Genomic DNA, 16,898 nt, shown 5'->3' on the forward strand with positions numbered 1-16,898 from the left:
ACCCCGGCTCCGTCACCGGCCTCGACTAAACTGGGGCCGTGAAGTCTGCCGTCGCCTCCTCCTCGATCGAGGACTACGTCAAGGTCATCTACTCGTTCACCGAGTGGCAGGACAAGCCCATCAGCAGCACCCAGCTGGCCCAGCGGCTGGGCGTGGCGAACTCCTCGGTGTCCGAGATGGTGCGCAAACTCAAAGACCTCGGCCTGGTGGACCACAAACCCTACGGCGCCGTGACGCTCACGGCGGAGGGCCGGTCCCTCGCCCTCGCCGTCGTCCGGCGGCACCGCCTCATCGAGACATTCCTGGTCCGCGAACTCGGCTACGCCTGGGACGAGGTCCATGACGAGGCCGAGCTACTGGAACACGCCGTCTCCGAGACCTTCGTGGAGCGCCTCGCCGAGAAGCTCGGTCATCCGGACCGCGACCCCCACGGCGACCCCATCCCCACGGCCGACGGCACCGTCGCGCTGCCCGAGGCCCGGCTCCTCTCCGAGCTGGATGAGGGGCACCACGGGCTCATCACCCGCATCAGCGACGACGACCCGGAGCTTCTGCGCTATCTCAGCCGGGAGGGCGTGGACGTCGACGCCGTCGTCGAGGTCGGCGAACGCAAGCCGTTCAGCGGCGCGCTGCAGGTCCATGTCGCCCCTCCCGGCGGCCAGGAGGGCCACACCGCGGAACTGGGCGAGCAGGCGCTGCACGCCCTGTGGGTGGCGGACGACTCGCCGCACGAGGGCTGCATCCTCCCCTGAGAGTCCGCCCCTTCTCCGGAACGTTGCGGATCGCGGGGCATCGTGTTTGCATCCTTGCATGAGCATCATCGATCCGGATGCCGCCGCTCGCGCCAGAGCGTCCAGGACCCCGCAGGCCCGGGACCTCTGGCTGCCCGGCCTCACGCTGATCCTCGGCGCTTTCGTGACGGCGTACAGCATCACCGCGTTCGTGACCGTGCTCGACACGGAGAACGAGGATCCCGAACCGTGGCAGTGGATCCTCCGCATCACGGCCCTGACCGTCGCCGCAGGAGCGACGATCCTGGGCCTGAACACCTGGGTCGCCCGCTCCGTGCGCAATCCCCGGCTGCCCGGATTCGGCGCGGCCCAGGCACTCGCCTGCGCCTCCGCCGCCTTCGGAACGGCCGTCGTGGCGCCCGCACCGGAGTGGTTCCGGGAACCGCGCATGATTCCCGGGACCTGGTGGCTGGGCGGGATCGCCCTGTTCCTGGGGATCCTGTCCGTGGTCTCCTGGGGCGCACGGGCCGCCGACCGGCGTCGTGAGGAGGAGACCCTGCGAACCGGGCGGCTGACCACAGGGGTGGTCACCAACCAGGGCTATGAGCGGTTCCACGAGTCCAGCCGGATCCTGACGTCGGTCACCTACTCTTTCGAGGACCTCAACGGCACCCGCCGATTCGTCCGCCGTCCGGCCATGATCACCGCGGACGATCCCGTGGTCACCGGTGAACTCGTGGATGTCTGGTTCGACCCCGCCCGGCCGGATCACCTCAAGTCGATCGCCATGCGACGGCGGCCCGCAGAACGGCGGCAGGCCGCACGCTGACACAGCACGGCCGGACACCGCACCCGGGCCGGTCGTTCCAGGCCCCGAGAGTAAGGAGATTTCATGGAAGACCAGAACAGCGCTCGGCAGGATCCGACCACTTCGCAGGATCCGGCCGCCTCACAAGAGCCCAGTGGCGGCGCCCCGGTGACGGACCTCCGCTTCGAGGTCTTCGGGTTCATCGCGCGGCCCGTCGCGGAAGTCTATGAGGCGGTGGCGGATCCGGCCATCCTGAGTGAGTACTTCACCACCGGCGGCGCGGTGGGCCGCCTCGAGACCGGCGCCACCGTCCGGTGGGACTTCGCGGACTTCCCGGGGGCCTTCCCCGTCACGGTCCTCCGGGCCGAGCCGAGTGAGGCGATCTCGCTGCGCTGGGGCGCCGCCCCGGGCACGTCCGTCGAGACGGACGGCACCGTGGTCGACTTCCTGTTCTCCTCCGTGGACGACGGCGCCCGCACCAAGGTCGTGGTGCGCGAGCGCGCGTGGAAGCCCACGGAGGACGGCGCCACGGCGGCCTTCGGCAACTGCATGGGCTGGACCGGAATGCTCGCCGCGATGAAGGCCTGGCTGGAACACGGAGTCCGCCTCCGGGACGGTTTCTACCGCTGAAGCACGTCGACTTCTGAGCGGCCGTCCAGGCATTTCCGTTAGGCTCGAAGAGATGAGCCCTGCGAGAAATGTCCTGAAGTCCGTGGCCGCAGTGGGTGGAAGACTCCTGGCCTTCGCCACCGTGAGCGCTGTGATCGGTGCGCTCCTGGTCGGTTTCCTGGCGCCTCTGGTGGCCGCCACGGATGCCGCCACCAAGGGCTCGGTGGAGTTCTTCGACAGCCTGCCGGAGGAGCTCACCATCAACCCACCCGGGCAGGTGAGCAAGATCGTGGCCGCAGACGGCTCCCCGATCGCCACCGTCTTCAGTGAGAACCGTCAGGACGTGACACTCAAGCAGGTCGCCCCGGACATGCGCAACGCGCTCGTGGCGGTCGAGGATTACCGCTACTACGAACACGGCGGCATCGATCCGATGGGCATCATGCGCGCCCTGGTCAGCAACGCGTCGGGTGGCCGGCAGGGCGCCTCCACGCTGACCCAGCAATACGTGACCAATGTCCTGAACGACAGCCGGACCGCCCGCGGCGACGCAGCCGACGTCGTGCTCAACGGCCAGAAGACCACCGGGGACAAGCTGCGCGAGATGAAGCTCGCCCTCGGTCTGGAGAAGCGCCTGAGCAAGGATCAGATCCTCCAGGGTTACCTCAACATCGTGGCGTTCAGCGGCAACGCGTACGGTGTCCAGGCCGCCAGCCAGTACTTCTTCTCGGTGGACGCCGCGAAGCTCAGCCTGCCGCAGGCCGCCCTGCTCGCCGGCCTGGTGAACGGCCCCGGCTACTACGACCCGATCGCCCACCCGGACCGCGCCGTCGAGCGCCGCAATCTGGTGCTGGACGCGATGCTCAAGCACGGCTACATCACCGCCAAGAAGCACGACGCCGCCGTCAAGACCCCGCTCAAGCTGGCGGTGAAGCAGCCCCGCCAGGGCTGTGCTTACGCCGCGCAGTCGCCGTACTTCTGCGATTACGTGCTGCACCAGTTCCTGAACGATCCCGCCTATGGCGCGACGCCGGACGAGCGCCTCAAGCTGCTGCAGCGCGGCGGTCTCACGATCCGCACCACGCTCGACCCGCGTCTGCAGGGTCCGGCGCAGCGCCAGGTCGACGCGACCACCGGCGCCAATCCGGACAAGTGGGGCGCCTCCCTGGTGACGATCCAGCCGGGCACGGGCAAGGTGGTCGCCATGGCACAGAACTCCCGGATGCTCGCGAAACAGGGCTCCGGCTTCGTCACGGCGTACAACTTCAACGTGGACAAGACCGACGACGCCGGCCAGGCCCTGGGCGGCGTGGGCGGCATGCAGCCCGGCTCCACCATGAAGCCGGTGACGCTCGCCGCCTGGCTCGGTGAGGGCAAGTCGCCCGATCAGACGGTGGATGCCGCGCGCCGCGTCTATCCGCTGAACTTCCCGTGGAAGAGCACCTGCGGCCCCGTCGCGGGCGCGTACAACTCCCGGGAGATGGATAAGGGCGCAGCCCCGGACCTGCAGAACGACACCCCCGGCTTCTACCGGCCCATGACCGTGCGGATGGGCATCTACTACTCCATCAACACGGCCACCTTCGCCTCGGCCGCCGGGCTGAACGATTTCTGCGACATCCAGCGTGCGGCCGACGCCCTGGGCATGCACGACGGCGCCGGGAAGGGCCAGAAGCTCCAGCTCAACACCCTCGGTAACCTCCTGGGCGGCGCCAATGTGGCCCCGCTGACCATGGCGAACGCCTTCGCGACCTTCGCGAGCAATGGCACGTACTGCACCCCCATCTCCATCACCCGTGTGGAGGACGGGAAGGGCAAACGCCTCGGAGGCCAGAGCCCGTCATGTAGGGCCGGCGCGATCACCCCCGAGGTGGCCAAACGAGCGACCAACGTGCTCCAGGACGTCCTCTCCAAGGGTTCCGGCCTCCTGATCCCGGACAAGGTCACCGCGCCGGCCGCGGCCAAGACCGGCACGAATCAGTACAACAACCAGACCTGGATCGTCGGCTACACGCGGGGTCTGGCCACGGCGTCCTTCTTCGGCGATCCGTTCAACGCGAGCGAATCGCGTCCGGGCACCAACGTGACGATCAACGGCCGCACCTACCCTGCGGTCGACGGCGCGGACATCGCCGGGCCGCAGTGGGCGCGGTACATGCAGGCCGTCTACGGCCTGTACGCTCACGGCCCGTTCGATCCGCCGACCCTGCCCCAGAAGGCCGCGCCGAAGAAAGCCGAGCAGAAGAAGCCGGACACGGCGAAGAAGGCCAAGCCACGGCGGTGAGCGGTTCTCCAGTGGCATTCCAGTAGTTCTCTGAGGCCGTCCGCCGCCGGATACGATGGGCGACGTGCGCCGTCTAGCCCGGATCCTCACTGAGGTCTTCTCCCCCACCGTCCTCGTCACCGCTTTCCTGCTGATCAGCTGTGCCGTGGCGGACGGCTGGCGCGGTCTGAGGTTCGGCCTGCTCGCCGCGGTCTTCACTGCGATCGGGCCGTTCCTCGGCATCGTCATCGCGTCCCGGCGCGGGCGGCTCAGCGACCATCACGTGGGCGACCGCAAGCAGCGTCTGCCCGTGCTGATCGCCTCGCTCGGCTCGGCGGCGATCGGCTGGGCGGTTCTCCTTCTCCTGAACGCGCCGTGGTCCGCTGTGCTCGGCCTGCTCGGGGTGGCGCTCGGGATGATCGTGGTGGGAGCCGTCAACGCGTTCTGGAAGCTGAGCGTGCACACCGCCGTCGTCGTGTTCACCACCATGGCTCTGGTGACCGCCCTGGGGCCGTGGAGCGCTCCGCTCTTGCTCATCCCCGTCGCCGTCGGCTGGTCGCGGGTCCGTCTAGGCGACCACACTGTCGCCCAGGTGCTCGCCGGCGTCCCGGCCGGACTCCTCGTCTGGGGCGCCTACGCGCTCATGGCGTGAAAGAGTCCTGAGCAACCACCCTGAAGACGGCGAAAGGCCCCGGATCGTGAAGATCCAGGGCCTTTCAAAGGTGGAGATGGCGGGAATCGAACCCGCGTCCGATGTTGCTTCTGCAGGGCTTCTCCGGGCGCAGTTTGCGTCGGAATTTCTCGGCCCCAGCCATGCTGCAAACAGCTGGCTGATCCGGGCCCAGTCATCTTGAAGTCCCAGAAGCCCCGATGACGAGGGCCCCTGGCAGTGGCTATCTAGACGACGCCAGATTCCACGGCGATAGCAACCGTGGGCTGACGGACTGTCTTACTGCTTAGGCAGCAAGAGCGAAGTCAGTGCGCTTAGATTCGGCACTTATTGGTTTGCAGACATCGTTTACGAGATAAGCCTGCATCCTCGGCCCGCTTCACCTGCGTCGACAGACATCGTCGAAACCGATCATCCCCATGTTCATTTACCAATCCCTGTCAGGTCTCCCCAACAGGACTCTCCAGCATACCTCCACTGGCGCACGAAACCAAGCCCGGAGGCATCCCCGGGCGAGGCCGGCTAGCGCTTGTTGCGCGCCCGGAGGACCCGCTGAGCCTCGCGCTTGTCCTGGGCTTCGCGCAGGCTCTGGCGCTTGTCGTACTCCTTCTTGCCGCGGGCCACGCCGATCTCGACCTTGGCGCGCCCGTCCACGAAGTACAGCTGCAACGGGACGATCGTGAAGCCGCTCTCCCGGATCTTGTGGGAGATCTTGATGAGCTCGGCGCGGTGCAGGAGCAGCTTCCGGCGGCGGCGCGAGGAGTGGTTGGTCCAGCTCCCCTGGCTGTACTCCGGGATGTTGACCTGCTCCATCCAGAGCTCATCGTTGTAGAACGTGCAGAACGCATCGCCCATGTTGGCGTGCCCCTCGCGGAGGGACTTCACCTCGGTCCCCATGAGCGCGATCCCCGCCTCATAGGTGTCCAGCACTTCGTAGTCGTGGCGCGCCTTGCGGTTCGTGGCCACGACTTTCCGGCCACTTTCCTTCGGCACGGCTGACTCCTTCGGTCTGAAAACAGTCCTTCCAGTCTACCCATGCGCCGCGCCGTACCGCGCATTGTCCGCTCGGGAAGAACGCGCCAGACGCCGGAAGGCCCGCTCCCCCTCGGGGAACAGGCCTTCCAGGTGACGCTCCAGGACGTCTAGAGCATGGTCATCGGGTCCACCGGGGAGCCGTTGACCCACGTCTCGAAGTGGGCGTGGCAGCCGGTCGAGTTGCCGGAGCTACCCGAATAGGCGATGACCTGGCCCTGTTCGACGTGCTGTCCCGCCGACACCACGACCGAGCTGTTGTGGTAGTTCACCGTGGTCAGCGCGTTGCCCTGCACGACGCCGTGGGACACCTGGACGGTCCAGCCACCACCGGTGGTGATCCAGCCGGCCAGGGTCACCGTGCCGGATGCCGCCGCGTGCACGGGGGTGCCGCAGCCGACGCCGAAGTCGACGCCCGTGTGCATGTAACCGCCGGTGCCCCAGAAGTCGATCGTGCCCGGAGGGACCGCACGCCAGCCCCAGCCGGACGTGATGGGCGGGTTGCCGTCGAACGGAGCCCGGATCCCGAACGAGGAGATCGGCCCCGGCGCCGGCGGCACGTACGGCGGCTGGGCCGGAGGCTGAGCCTGACCCTGCCGTGCGGCCTCGGCGGCGGCAGCCGCGGCGGCCTCCTCGGCCTTGCGACGCTGCTCGGCGAGCCATTCCTGGCGGAGCCGCTCGTCGCGGGCCTTGATCTGAGCGGCCACCTGGTCCTGAGCCTGGTTGACCTTGGCCAACTGAGCCTGGATCGCCGGCTTGGAGGCTTCAAGTTCCTTGTTCAGCCGCGTCGTGTCCGAGACGAGCTTGTCCACCGCCGCCTTCTGACGTGCGGCTTCGTCACGGGCCGACTGCTCCCGGGCCAGGGCCGCGTCCGCCTGCGCCTTGAGGTCGGCGATCTCCTGCTCGACGGCGGCGAGGCGCGCGGACTGGTTGACGTTGACGGCGCTCTGCTGGTTGAGCTTCTCCATCGCGGCGTTCTGCGTGCGCAGCGCCTGATCAGCCAGGTCCATGCTGCTGACCAGCTTCTCCGTGTCCGTGGCGCCGAAGAACAGCGTGAGGTCGTTGGGCACGCCACCCGACTTGTAGGCCTGCGTGGCGATCTGCCCGATCAGCTTCTTGGTCTCGCTGGACTTCGCTTTGTCCTGGCTCATCTCCTGCGCCAGCTTCGCCTTGCTCTGCTGAGCCGCGTCGACACGCACGGCCAGGGACTGGGCCTCGGACGCAGCCGCCGCGACCCGCCCCTGAGCGTCGGCCAGAGCCTTCTGCGCCCCCGGCAACCGGCCCTGGAACAGGGTCAGGTCGGCCGCGGACTTGGCGATCTTGCCGTCCAGGAACTCGAGCGAGGACTGCACCTGGTTCGCGCGGTTCTGGAGCGCCTGCTGCTGATCGTCCAGGTTGTCGGCCTGGCTCGGCGTGAGGCCGAAGCCCAGCAGGAGCGCGACGACGGCGGAGGCGCCCACGGTGCGGCGCACGGCCTTGCGGCACTGGTCGCCGTCGTACGGGAAACGGAGCCGCGCAGCCTTCGCGAGAGCCCTCTGAGTCGGTCCTGCAACGTTCATGACGTTCCTTTCCATGGGCCCACGCTCAGGCGTTGAGCGGCTTGCGGAGGGTGAACAGGGACGAGACGCCGGCGATCACGGCGCCCAGAGCGATCAGGCCGGGAACCAGCCAGAGGGTCTGCGCATCCGAGATGAAGGCGGTCTGCTTGTACTGCTCGGCAAGGTAGCCGGTCAGGAAGAAGTGCGAGATCCCCCAGATCGCTCCGGAGGCGAGGAGCGCTCCGACCACGGCCGCGATCACGCCTTCGAGGATGAAGGGCAATTGGATCACCGCCTTGGACGCTCCCACCAGTCTCATGATGGCAGTCTCTTTGCGCCGCATGAAGGCCGAGAGCCTGATGGTGGTCGCGATCAGCAGCGCCGCACAGATGATCATGATCGCCGCGATGCCGATGGCGACGAACGAGGCCGTGTTCATGGCAGAGAAGAGCTTCTCCAGGATCTGGCGCTGATCGATCACGCTCTCCACGCCGGGCTGGGCGGAGAAGGTCTCCGAGATGACCTTGTACTTCTCGGGGTCCTTCAGGTTCACGCGGAAGGAGGAGGGCAGCTGGTCCGGGGTCACCGAGTCGACGATCGGCGAATTGGCGAACTGCTCCTTGAAGTGCTTGTACGCCTCGTCCTGGGACTCGAACTGGAAGTCGTTGACGTACTGGCGGATCGCATCCGAATCCAGGGTCTTGCGCAGATTGTCCTGCTGTTCCTTGGTCACCGGGCCGGAGGAGCAGTTGGCCGTGGTGGAGCCGGGGCTGCAGAGGAAGATGGCGACCTGGACCTTGTCGTACCAGTAGCCCTTCATCTGGTTGATCTGCATCTGAAGCATCCCGGCGGCGCCCACGAAGGTGAGGGACACGAAGGTCACCAGGACCACCGAGATGAACATGGAGAGGTTCCGGCGGAGGCCGTTGACGATCTCTCCGAGAATGAACATGGGCCTCATGCGCGCGGCTCCCCCGTCGTCGTGGCGGCGGTCTCCGGCGCACCGGCGGACGTCTTCACCTTGGGGATGAGGGACGTGTACGTGGCCTTGGCCTCGTCGCGGACGACCTTGCCCTTGGTGAGCTCGATGACGCGGCGGCGCATCTGGTCCACGATGTCGTCATCGTGCGTGGCCATCACCACGGTGGTGCCGTTGGCGTTGATCTTCTTCAGCACCTCGGTGATCTCCACACTCGTGGTCGGGTCGAGGTTACCGGTGGGCTCGTCGGCCAGCAGGATGTCCGGCTGATTGACGACGGCGCGGGCGATCGCCACGCGCTGCTGCTCACCACCGGAGAGCTCATGCTGCATGCGCTTCTCCATGCCCTCCAGGCCCACCATCGCGAGCACGTCGGTCACGCGCTCCTTGGTGCGGGCACGGCTGGCGCCGATCACCTGCATGGCGAAAGCGACGTTCTGGTACACGTTCTTCTGCGGCAGGATGCGGAAGTCCTGGAACACCACACCGATCTTCCGGCGCAGCTTGGGCACGCGCCAGCTGGAGAGGGTGGAGACGTTGTGTCCGGCGACGTAGACGGATCCCGTGGTGGCCACGTCTTCGCGGTACACCATTTTGAGGAAGGTCGACTTGCCGGACCCGGAAGCGCCCACGAGGAAGACGAATTCGCCGCCTTCGATCTCCACGCTCACCGAGTCGAGCGCGGGTCTGGCCTTGGGGTCGTGGATTTTGGTGACATTTTCGAATCGAATCATGGCTTCACACAGCCCGGTCGGCAGGCGCGACGGAACCGCTCCAGCGGCCGGGGCCTGGGCCTAGTGTTGGGGGAAGTGATGGCACCGGCTCCTCGAGTTTATGTTCGCGCTCCGGGAACGCCGCCCCATTCGGGCGGCGTGTCGTGCAAAGGCTTGCACGGCTCCCCCAGGTGAGGCCGCTGTCATCGACGCTCCGAGCCGGCGTTCTCCTCGGCTCCGGCTCAGGCCTCGGCCTTGCGGCTGTCGGCGCGCCAGCGGATGCCGGCGTCGATGAAATCGTCGATGTCGCCGTCGAGGACGGCGCTCGTGTTGCCGACCTCATGGTTGGTCCGGAGGTCCTTGACCATCTGGTACGGATTGAGGACGTAGGACCGCATCTGGTCGCCCCAGGACGCCTTGATGTCACCGGCCAGAGCCTTCTTCTCCGCGTCTTCCTGCTCCTTCTTGAGGAGGAGCAGACGGGACTGGAGGACACGCATGGCGGCTGCGCGGTTCTGGATCTGGGACTTCTCGTTCTGCATCGAGACCACGATCCCCGTGGGGATGTGGGTCAGGCGGACGGCGGAGTCCGTGGTGTTGACCGACTGGCCGCCGGGGCCGGAGGAACGGAACACGTCCACACGGATCTCGTTGTCCGGGATCTCGATGGAGTCGGTCTGTTCGATCAGCGGGATGACTTCGACGGCGGCGAAGGACGTCTGACGGCGGCCCTGGTTGTCGAAGGGGCTGATGCGCACGAGGCGGTGCGTGCCGGCCTCCACGCTGAGGGTGCCGAAGGCATAGGGCGCGTTGACCTCGAACGTGGCGGACTTGATGCCCGCTTCTTCAGCGTAGGAGGTGTCCATGACCTTCGTGGAGTACCCGCGGCGTTCGGCCCAGCGGAGGTACATGCGCATGAGCATCTCAGCGAAGTCCGCGGCATCCACTCCACCGGCGCCGGAACGGATCGTGACCACGGCCTCGCGCTCGTCGTATTCACCAGACAGGAGCGTGACGACCTCGAGCTGCTCGAGGGAGGCACGGATCGAGGCGAGCTCGTTCGCGGCCTCGGTCAGAGAGTCCTCATCGCCGGCTTCCTGGCCGAGTTCGACCAGGACCTCCAGGTCCTCGATCCGCCCGGCCAGTGTGGTCAGGCGTTCGAGTTCCGACTGACGGTGGGAAAGCTGCGAGGTCACCACCTGAGCGGCGGCCGGGTCGTCCCAGAGATCGGGGACGCCTGCCTTTTCGCTGAGTTCGGCGATGTCCCGGCGCAGGGAATCGACGTCTGACACTTGTGCGATCGAGTCGTAGGTAGCCCTCAGTGCACGGATCTCTGCAGGAAAATCAATCTCAGCCATGGTCTTCCAAGACTACGGCATGCGCGGCGGTCGCCGTCCTGGCCTGGGTGCCTGGCGCCTGCTCGCACCGTTCAGGACGAAGCCGTGGGTATCGAGGGGTCTTGTCTGATCCTGCTGTACACGTACATGTCCTTCCGGGTTCCCCCGATCTGCTGCCACGATCGCAGCAGTCCCTCGCGCTGGAACCCACAGCGTTCAGCGGCCTGCCACGAAGCCCGGTTCCACGGCTCGACGTACAGCTGGAGTCGCTCCACCTCGTCGAGCTCGAACGCCCAGACGGTGAGCGCCTGCAAGGCTGCGGTGACATATCCCCGGCCCCGGTGAGCCCTGGCCACCCAGTAGCCGGTGCTCGCACGCCCCTGTTCGATATCCCGCAACGACAGTCCGATCTGGCCGACTGCTTCGCCGGACACGGCGTCCGCGATGGCGAACGAGTACCCGGTGCGGGTGAACAGGCGGTCGTGTTGCCGCGAGATGAACGCCAGGGCTTCCTCGTGCGTCCCGCTGACCGGCACCGTCGTGATCAACGGGATCAGCTCATCGGACGCGGCCGCCTGCACCAGCGCAGCGTCGCGGCTTTCGAAGGCTCGCAGCACGACCGGGCCGTGCTGAAGACGGGGCATCTCGTTCGGCAGCATCGCCCCAGTACACCACGGGCACGGTACGCCGTGGGCAGAGCATGCCGCGGAACAATGCACCACGGGTCCTGTACACCACGGCCCCTGCACACCAAAGGGTCGCCTTTCGGCGAGCGCCGGGTTCGCGGGTGCGCCCAGCCGTCGAGGGTTCCGGGCCTTACCGCATCAGCCGGGCACGCGCCGTCGAGCCGGCCTCGATCGTGATGCCGTCCGGCACGACGACCCCGAGCAGCGGTGGGTGCGCCACGGCACTGAGCTTCACCGTGGCGCTCCGCCCGTCGGGACTGCCGGAAACACCCACCACCGCCAGTTGATCCAGGTTCGACGCCGCCGGGCTGCGTCGGAGGTAATCCGTCGCCGTCGCGCGCACCCTGCCGTCGTCGAGTCGCACCGCGGCGCGGTCCGGCCCCTCCCCCGCGATGCCGGTGACGTCGAATGAATCCGCCGCGGCGGAGGCCGCGCCGTCGGCCAGGGACAGCAATCTCTTGTGCTCGAGGTACACCGAGGAGACATCGAGCAGGACCACCGCGGCCAGCAGAGCGATCACGACGTAGCCGAGGGTGAGGATGTTGATGCTCCCTCGCTCTCCCCAGGTGGTCGCCAGTCGACTGCCCGCCCTTGTGCCGGATCGGCTGACCTGCCGGGCGTCACCGACGCTCATCCGAACCTCCCGACGATCTGCGTGCCGCTGGCGGCGAGATGCGCGACGTCGAGTCCGAGGCCCGGTGGTGTGAAAGGAAGCTGGACGTCGACCGCCACCTCCACCGTCACCGCGGTGCCGGGCCGCCTGCAGTCCGCAGGCTGACAGGTGACCGTGAGCTGCGCGGTCCCGGCCGGGATGTCCTGATCGGCCAACGCGAGTTCGACGGCACGGTCCATGGCGAGCCGGGCGCTTCGTTCGTCCTTCGAGTGGACCGCTAAACGCGACGCCTGATCCGCGGCTCCGGTCACCGCGAATCCCGCGGCCTGAATCCTGGTGACCGTCAGGACGAAGTAGAGGACCGGAATCAGCACCAGAAGAGACAGAAAGACGAACTCGACGGTGGCGCTCCCCCGCTCCGAGGCACTGCTCCCGCTGGCACAGGCCTCGCGACCCGGCCGGGAAACCGACGTCACGCCAGAGGGAGCGGGAGCCGTGTCGTTCTCAGAACCGGGGTGATTCCCAGGCGCCCGATGTTTCTCAAGTGCCTTGTGTTTCTGCTGAGCTTGGCGGGTCTCGAGTGCGTTGTGTTTCGCAAGTGCACTAGGCTGCTCGACTGCACAGTTCTTCTCAAATGCACCGCCTATGCCGGATGCCTCGTGTTTCTCCAGTGCCCCGTGTCCCGCGGCCGCGTCATAGGCCGTGGCCCGGTACAACCCCTCGGGAGAGGAGTGCCAGGGCTGGACTTTGATCGTGCTGGTTACCTGAGGGCGCCGGACGAACCGACGGGCAACGCCCTCACTCGACGCGTTCAGCATGACCGCTCACTTCCAGTTCCCTGTCCGGGCCCAGGAGGCCCAGGACCGGGAACGGTGCCCTCACGGTCACGGTGATCAGCCGGACCTCGCCTTCCCGGGACTCCGTGACCGAGATGTCCTGCGCGAATCCCTGCCCGACGGATCCCGAGATCAAATCCCTGGCCCTCGAGACTGCATCCTCCGGGGCCCGGTCGGCGAGCGCTCCATAGCGCGCACCTGAAGAGGCCGCATCGATCAACGAGTTCCGGACATGGAGGATCAGGGTGAGCTGCAGAACCCCGAGGAACACCAGAGTGAGAAGCCCCGACACCAGCACGAAATCGACCACCGCCGAACCCCGCTCCAGACCACGTCCGCGAGCCGTGCACCGCGCTGACGGCACGGGGCCACCACACGGCTCGATTCGTCGGCGCACCCCGCCCCTCACACGCACCTCATTTCCGGGTGACGGTGTCGATCGCCTGGCGGAACAGACCTTCGAGGGCGGGTCCCGCCACCGCCAGCAAAAGAGCCACCAGTGCTGCCGTCATCAGCGTCACCATCACCCAGCCGGGCACGTCCCCTCGTTCCGGGTGCCGGCTCCGCTCCTCGAGTTCAGCGCAGCGTTGGGTCCAGAGGGACGTGCGGAACGTGAGAAGGAAGTGACAGAGCGCCGCGATCCAGACGGACAGCAGGGTCACGACCGTTCGCGGGCTACTGGGCACTCGCCAGTGCGGGGCGCGGACAACGCAGGGGTCCCCTCGCCGGTCCGCTGGGGCCCAGGGCGGGCCCTGCGTCCTGGGAGGGGGCGCTGCCGTCCGGCGGAAGCGGGCCGGGATCCTCTCGTAGGGTGTCATCGATATACCTTTCCTTCAGCGGAACTGGTTGGTCCTTCAGGGGCGTGCACGCGTCTTTCAGAAGACGCACTTGAGGCCATCGGCCCAGAACATCAGAGGACCTAGAGCATCAGCGTGATGGCCGCGAGGCCGGGGAAGACGGCGAAGAGCACGGTCAGCGGCAGCACACCGAACACGACCGGCACCATCATGAAGATCTCCTTGCGGCCGGCGGATTCCATGAGCTCGCGCTTGCCTGCGTCGCGGACGTCCTGGGCCTGGGCACGCAACACATCGCCGAGCGGCGTGCCTCGCTCCATGGCCACGATGAGACCGTCCACGAATCGTTCGACCGGGACGAGGCGCACCCGGCGGGCGAGACCCCGCAGCGCGTCAAGGAAGGGTGTGCCGGACCGGGCATCGGCCACCGTCCGCGCGAACTCGTCCGCGAGTTCACCCTGCGCGATCGTGGCGATCCTCTCCACGGCGCCACGAGCGTTCATCCCGGCGCCGACGGCCAGTGCCATCATCTCGGCGAGCCCGGGGAACTCCCGCAGAATTTTCGCCTCCCGCGCCCTGATCCGCTGCGCCAGCCATTGCTCCTGCGCCAGTGCCGCGACCGCCGCTGAGCTCAAGGAGGCGACGACCGCCTGCACAGGAGTGACCCGTCCGGCAACGACCCCGAGCAGACTCACCGTGAGAATGCCGGTGAAGGCCGCGGCCCCGAGCAGGAGCTGGACCACCCGGAAATCCAGAGGGGTGCGGGCACTCCCGGCGCGCGTCAGACGGTCCTGCAGCGCGGCATTCCCCCAGCGGAACCGGCTCAGCCAGGCGCCCGCATCACGGACGACGGGCGCGAGGATCCGCTCCAGCGGGCCGAAGGGTGTCAGGGAGTGCGCCGCGGACCTGAGCAGCCGCGAACTCGTGTCCTGCGACCGCAGCTGCGGGGCGACACGTTCGGTGAGCGTCGTGGACCTCATGATCGGCAGGCGCACCACCGCGAGCCAGACGCCGCAACCCCAGAGGAAACCGCACAGGGCGGCCACGAACGCCGGGCTCATCCGAGGACCCGCTCGTCGGAGGGGAGCGCACCGATCCGCTGCATGACCCGGTAACAGACGACCGACACGACCAGCCCACCCGCGAGGACGGCCATCCCCTGCACCGTGCTGTACGCGCTGATCGCCTCATGCCGGGTAGACATCAGAAGGAGCACCAGCCAGGGCGCCGCCACCGCCAGCCGCGCGGCATTGACGGTCCACGACTGCCGGGCCTCAAGTTCGCTCCGGGTCCTCGCATCATCCCTGAGGAAGTCGGCCAGGGCGGAGAGCAGTATTCCCAGGTCCGCTCCCCCGACGTCGCGGGTCAGCTTCAGCGCCTCGATGATCCGGTCCGCGACAGGATCGGACAGACGACCCTTCAAGCGCGCGAGGGAGATGTCGAAGCTCCCACCGGAGCGGTAGTCGGCTGCGAACTCCGCGAAGAAGGGACGCAGGTCCTCCGGCCCTTTGAGCGCCAGCTGCATCAGCCCTTCCGGCAGCGAGAGCCCGGCGCGGATGGCGGACCGCAGGTGATCCACCGCGTCCGGCCAGGCGCGTCGCAGGGCGACGACACGGCGTCGTGCCCGCCAGGTCACCAGTGACCACGGCCCCCAGGCGGCGAACGCGGCGAAGCACAGGGCGATGGGCGCTGACCGAGTGAGGCCCAGGAGCGCCAGCCCGGTGACCAGTGCCAGAGCCGCCGCGGAACCCACCAGGCCGGCGGGTGTCACCCGCTCCACCCCTGCCGCTTGAAGCGCACTGGCCATCCGCGAGGGCCGTGACGGCGTCGTGTCTCGTTCGGGCCGCGGCCAGCAGGACCACCAGATCAGCAGTACGCCCATGCCGAGCAGGAGTCCCAGCGCCGCCGACATCAGGCAGCCCCCACGAGCGATTGCAGCCGGAACCCGGCGCGGACGAACTTCTCCTCCGGCGGGAACTGGCCGGTCGCTTCCAGGACCCCATCCTGCAGAGCGAAGATGGCACTGGACTCGATGACGTTGTTCTCCACCCGTCTCCCGAGCGCGACGATCTCCGTGACCAGCCGTCGGCCGCTGGGCTGCCGCTGGCAGTGGACCACGAGGTCGAGGCACGAGGCAACGGTGGGCACGACGAAGTCGCTGGTGATGTTGCCGCCGGCGAGCAGGGGCAGGGTGCAGATCTTGGTCACGGCATCCCGGGCGGAGTTGGCATGGACACTGGCCATCGCCCCCACCCCGGAGTTCATGGCGATCAGGAGATCGAGACTCTCGGCGGCACGGACCTCACCGACGATCAGCCGGTCCGGCCTCATCCGCAGCGCCTCCTTCACCAGCCGCCGCAGGGGGATCTCCCCCTCCCCTTCGAGATTCGGCTGGCGGCACTGAAGACCGACCACATCAGGGAGCGGACATTGCAGCTCGAACACCTCCTCCACGGTGATGACCCGCTCGCGGGCGCCGATCGCAGAGGTCAGGCAGTTGAGGAGCGAGGTCTTCCCGGCCTGGGTGGCACCCGAGACGAGGATGTTGAGCCCGCTGCTCACGGCGGCGCCGAGGAACCGCGCCGCCGACCGGGTCAGGGTGCCGAGTTCCACCAGATGCTCCAGGCGGGACGCCCTCACCACGAACTTCCGGATGTTGACGGCCCAATGCCGACGCGTGATGTCCGGAATGACCACGTGAAGGCGGGAACCGTCCGGCAGGGAGGCGTCCACGAACGGGGAACTCAGATCGAGACGACGGCCCGACGTCTTCAGCATGCGTTCCACCAGGGCCTCGACCCGTGCCTGCGAGATCACCAGACCGGTTCGCTCCGACTCCCCGGCTCGCGCCACGAAGATCTCACTCGGCCCGTTCAACCAGATCTCCTCCACCTCCGGGTCGTCGAAATAGGACTGGAGCTCGCCAAATCCCGCCACCGAATCCAGCAAGTGGCGCGCGGCTTCCTCCGGCCCCTCCAGCACCGGGAGACCGCCCCGCACCGCCCGCTCCTCATAGTCCGCCACCGCCTCCGCGACGAGGCCTTTGATCTGCTCCGCGTCTGCCCACGGATCGATCCCCCGACGCCGCACCAGTTCCCGCACCTCGGACTCGATGAGTTCCACAGCCTCCACGGCTCGCCCTCCGTTGATTTCTGTCATGGTGAAGTCATGTTATGAAACACGCCAATTCGCGACAAGTAACATCCGGCGGCCTGTGGACAACGCCTCGACGCCCCCTGACTCATCCGAGAGCGCGCTGTTAGTCTGGAGGCACTGCGCGAGTCCG

The 16,898-nt window shown here is 67.5% G+C and carries 18 protein-coding genes and 1 other RNA gene; 5 read left to right on the top strand and 14 right to left on the bottom strand.

What is annotated here, in order from left to right:
- Positions 1-38: 38 nt before the first annotated feature.
- From P9849_RS10905 to P9849_RS10925, 5 genes are all read left to right on the top strand, one after another.
- Entirely contained in the window at positions 39-752 is a 714-nt protein-coding gene (locus P9849_RS10905; RefSeq protein WP_278266819.1) for a metal-dependent transcriptional regulator, read from the top strand.
- A 58-nt stretch (positions 753-810) separates the two neighbouring features.
- On the top strand, positions 811-1,560 hold the full coding sequence (locus P9849_RS10910; protein ID WP_278266820.1) for a hypothetical protein: 750 nt from the start codon (positions 811-813) through the stop codon (positions 1,558-1,560).
- A gap of 63 nt (positions 1,561-1,623) precedes the next feature.
- Complete coding sequence (locus P9849_RS10915) at positions 1,624-2,169, top strand: SRPBCC domain-containing protein (RefSeq protein WP_278266821.1); 546 nt, start codon at positions 1,624-1,626, stop codon at positions 2,167-2,169.
- 52 nt (positions 2,170-2,221) lie between these two features.
- Complete coding sequence (locus P9849_RS10920; protein WP_278266822.1) at positions 2,222-4,432, top strand: transglycosylase domain-containing protein; 2,211 nt, start codon at positions 2,222-2,224, stop codon at positions 4,430-4,432.
- Between the two features lie 64 nt (positions 4,433-4,496).
- A complete protein-coding gene (locus tag P9849_RS10925) occupies positions 4,497-5,063 on the top strand; it encodes a phosphatase PAP2 family protein (protein ID WP_278266823.1) in 567 nt (188 codons plus the stop codon).
- A gap of 68 nt (positions 5,064-5,131) precedes the next feature.
- Here P9849_RS10925 and ssrA read toward each other — a convergent pair.
- From ssrA to P9849_RS10995, 14 genes are all read right to left on the bottom strand, one after another.
- Positions 5,132-5,500: a transfer-messenger RNA gene (ssrA, locus tag P9849_RS10930) on the bottom strand.
- A 103-nt stretch (positions 5,501-5,603) separates the two neighbouring features.
- A complete protein-coding gene (smpB, locus tag P9849_RS10935; protein ID WP_066211021.1) occupies positions 5,604-6,074 on the bottom strand; it encodes an SsrA-binding protein SmpB in 471 nt (156 codons plus the stop codon).
- A gap of 149 nt (positions 6,075-6,223) precedes the next feature.
- The gene (locus tag P9849_RS10940; RefSeq protein WP_278266824.1) at positions 6,224-7,672 is read right to left on the bottom strand and encodes a M23 family metallopeptidase; all 1,449 of its coding nucleotides are present in this window, start codon (positions 7,670-7,672) and stop codon (positions 6,224-6,226) included.
- A 25-nt stretch (positions 7,673-7,697) separates the two neighbouring features.
- Entirely contained in the window at positions 7,698-8,612 is a 915-nt protein-coding gene (gene ftsX, locus P9849_RS10945) for a permease-like cell division protein FtsX (RefSeq protein WP_278266825.1), read from the bottom strand.
- Positions 8,609-9,364 (bottom strand): cell division ATP-binding protein FtsE, encoded by a 756-nt coding sequence (gene ftsE, locus P9849_RS10950; RefSeq protein ID WP_278266826.1) that lies wholly within the window; start codon positions 9,362-9,364, stop codon positions 8,609-8,611. The genes ftsX and ftsE overlap by 4 nt, the downstream gene beginning before the upstream one ends.
- Positions 9,365-9,585: 221 nt before the next feature.
- Positions 9,586-10,701, bottom strand: coding sequence for a peptide chain release factor 2 (prfB, locus tag P9849_RS10955; protein ID WP_278266827.1), 1,116 nt, complete (start codon positions 10,699-10,701; stop codon positions 9,586-9,588).
- Positions 10,702-10,772: 71 nt separating this feature from the next.
- Complete coding sequence (locus P9849_RS10960) at positions 10,773-11,339, bottom strand: GNAT family protein (protein ID WP_278266828.1); 567 nt, start codon at positions 11,337-11,339, stop codon at positions 10,773-10,775.
- 157 nt (positions 11,340-11,496) lie between these two features.
- Complete coding sequence (locus tag P9849_RS10965; RefSeq protein WP_278266829.1) at positions 11,497-12,000, bottom strand: pilus assembly protein TadG-related protein; 504 nt, start codon at positions 11,998-12,000, stop codon at positions 11,497-11,499.
- Positions 11,997-12,353: a hypothetical protein gene (locus P9849_RS10970; RefSeq protein ID WP_278266830.1), complete on the bottom strand. Its 357-nt coding sequence runs from the start codon at positions 12,351-12,353 to the stop codon at positions 11,997-11,999. The genes P9849_RS10965 and P9849_RS10970 overlap by 4 nt, the downstream gene beginning before the upstream one ends.
- Before the next feature lie 424 nt (positions 12,354-12,777).
- Positions 12,778-13,179 carry a TadE/TadG family type IV pilus assembly protein gene (locus P9849_RS10975; protein WP_278266831.1) on the bottom strand — a complete coding sequence of 134 codons (402 nt, stop codon included), beginning with the start codon at positions 13,177-13,179 and terminating at the stop codon, positions 12,778-12,780.
- 52 nt (positions 13,180-13,231) lie between these two features.
- The gene (locus P9849_RS10980) at positions 13,232-13,477 is read right to left on the bottom strand and encodes a hypothetical protein (RefSeq protein ID WP_278269190.1); all 246 of its coding nucleotides are present in this window, start codon (positions 13,475-13,477) and stop codon (positions 13,232-13,234) included.
- A 257-nt stretch (positions 13,478-13,734) separates the two neighbouring features.
- Entirely contained in the window at positions 13,735-14,673 is a 939-nt protein-coding gene (locus P9849_RS10985; RefSeq protein ID WP_278266832.1) for a type II secretion system F family protein, read from the bottom strand.
- Positions 14,670-15,524, bottom strand: coding sequence for a type II secretion system F family protein (locus tag P9849_RS10990; protein WP_278266833.1), 855 nt, complete (start codon positions 15,522-15,524; stop codon positions 14,670-14,672). Before P9849_RS10990 ends, P9849_RS10985 begins: the two co-directional genes overlap by 4 nt.
- Positions 15,524-16,744, bottom strand: a complete 1,221-nt coding sequence (locus tag P9849_RS10995; protein WP_278269152.1) for an ATPase, T2SS/T4P/T4SS family — start codon at positions 16,742-16,744, stop codon at positions 15,524-15,526. The genes P9849_RS10990 and P9849_RS10995 overlap by 1 nt, the downstream gene beginning before the upstream one ends.
- Positions 16,745-16,898: the final 154 nt, after the last annotated feature.

Origin of the sequence: Arthrobacter sp. Y-9 (assembly GCF_029690065.1) — a bacterium.
GTDB lineage: Bacteria > Actinomycetota > Actinomycetes > Actinomycetales > Micrococcaceae > Arthrobacter_E.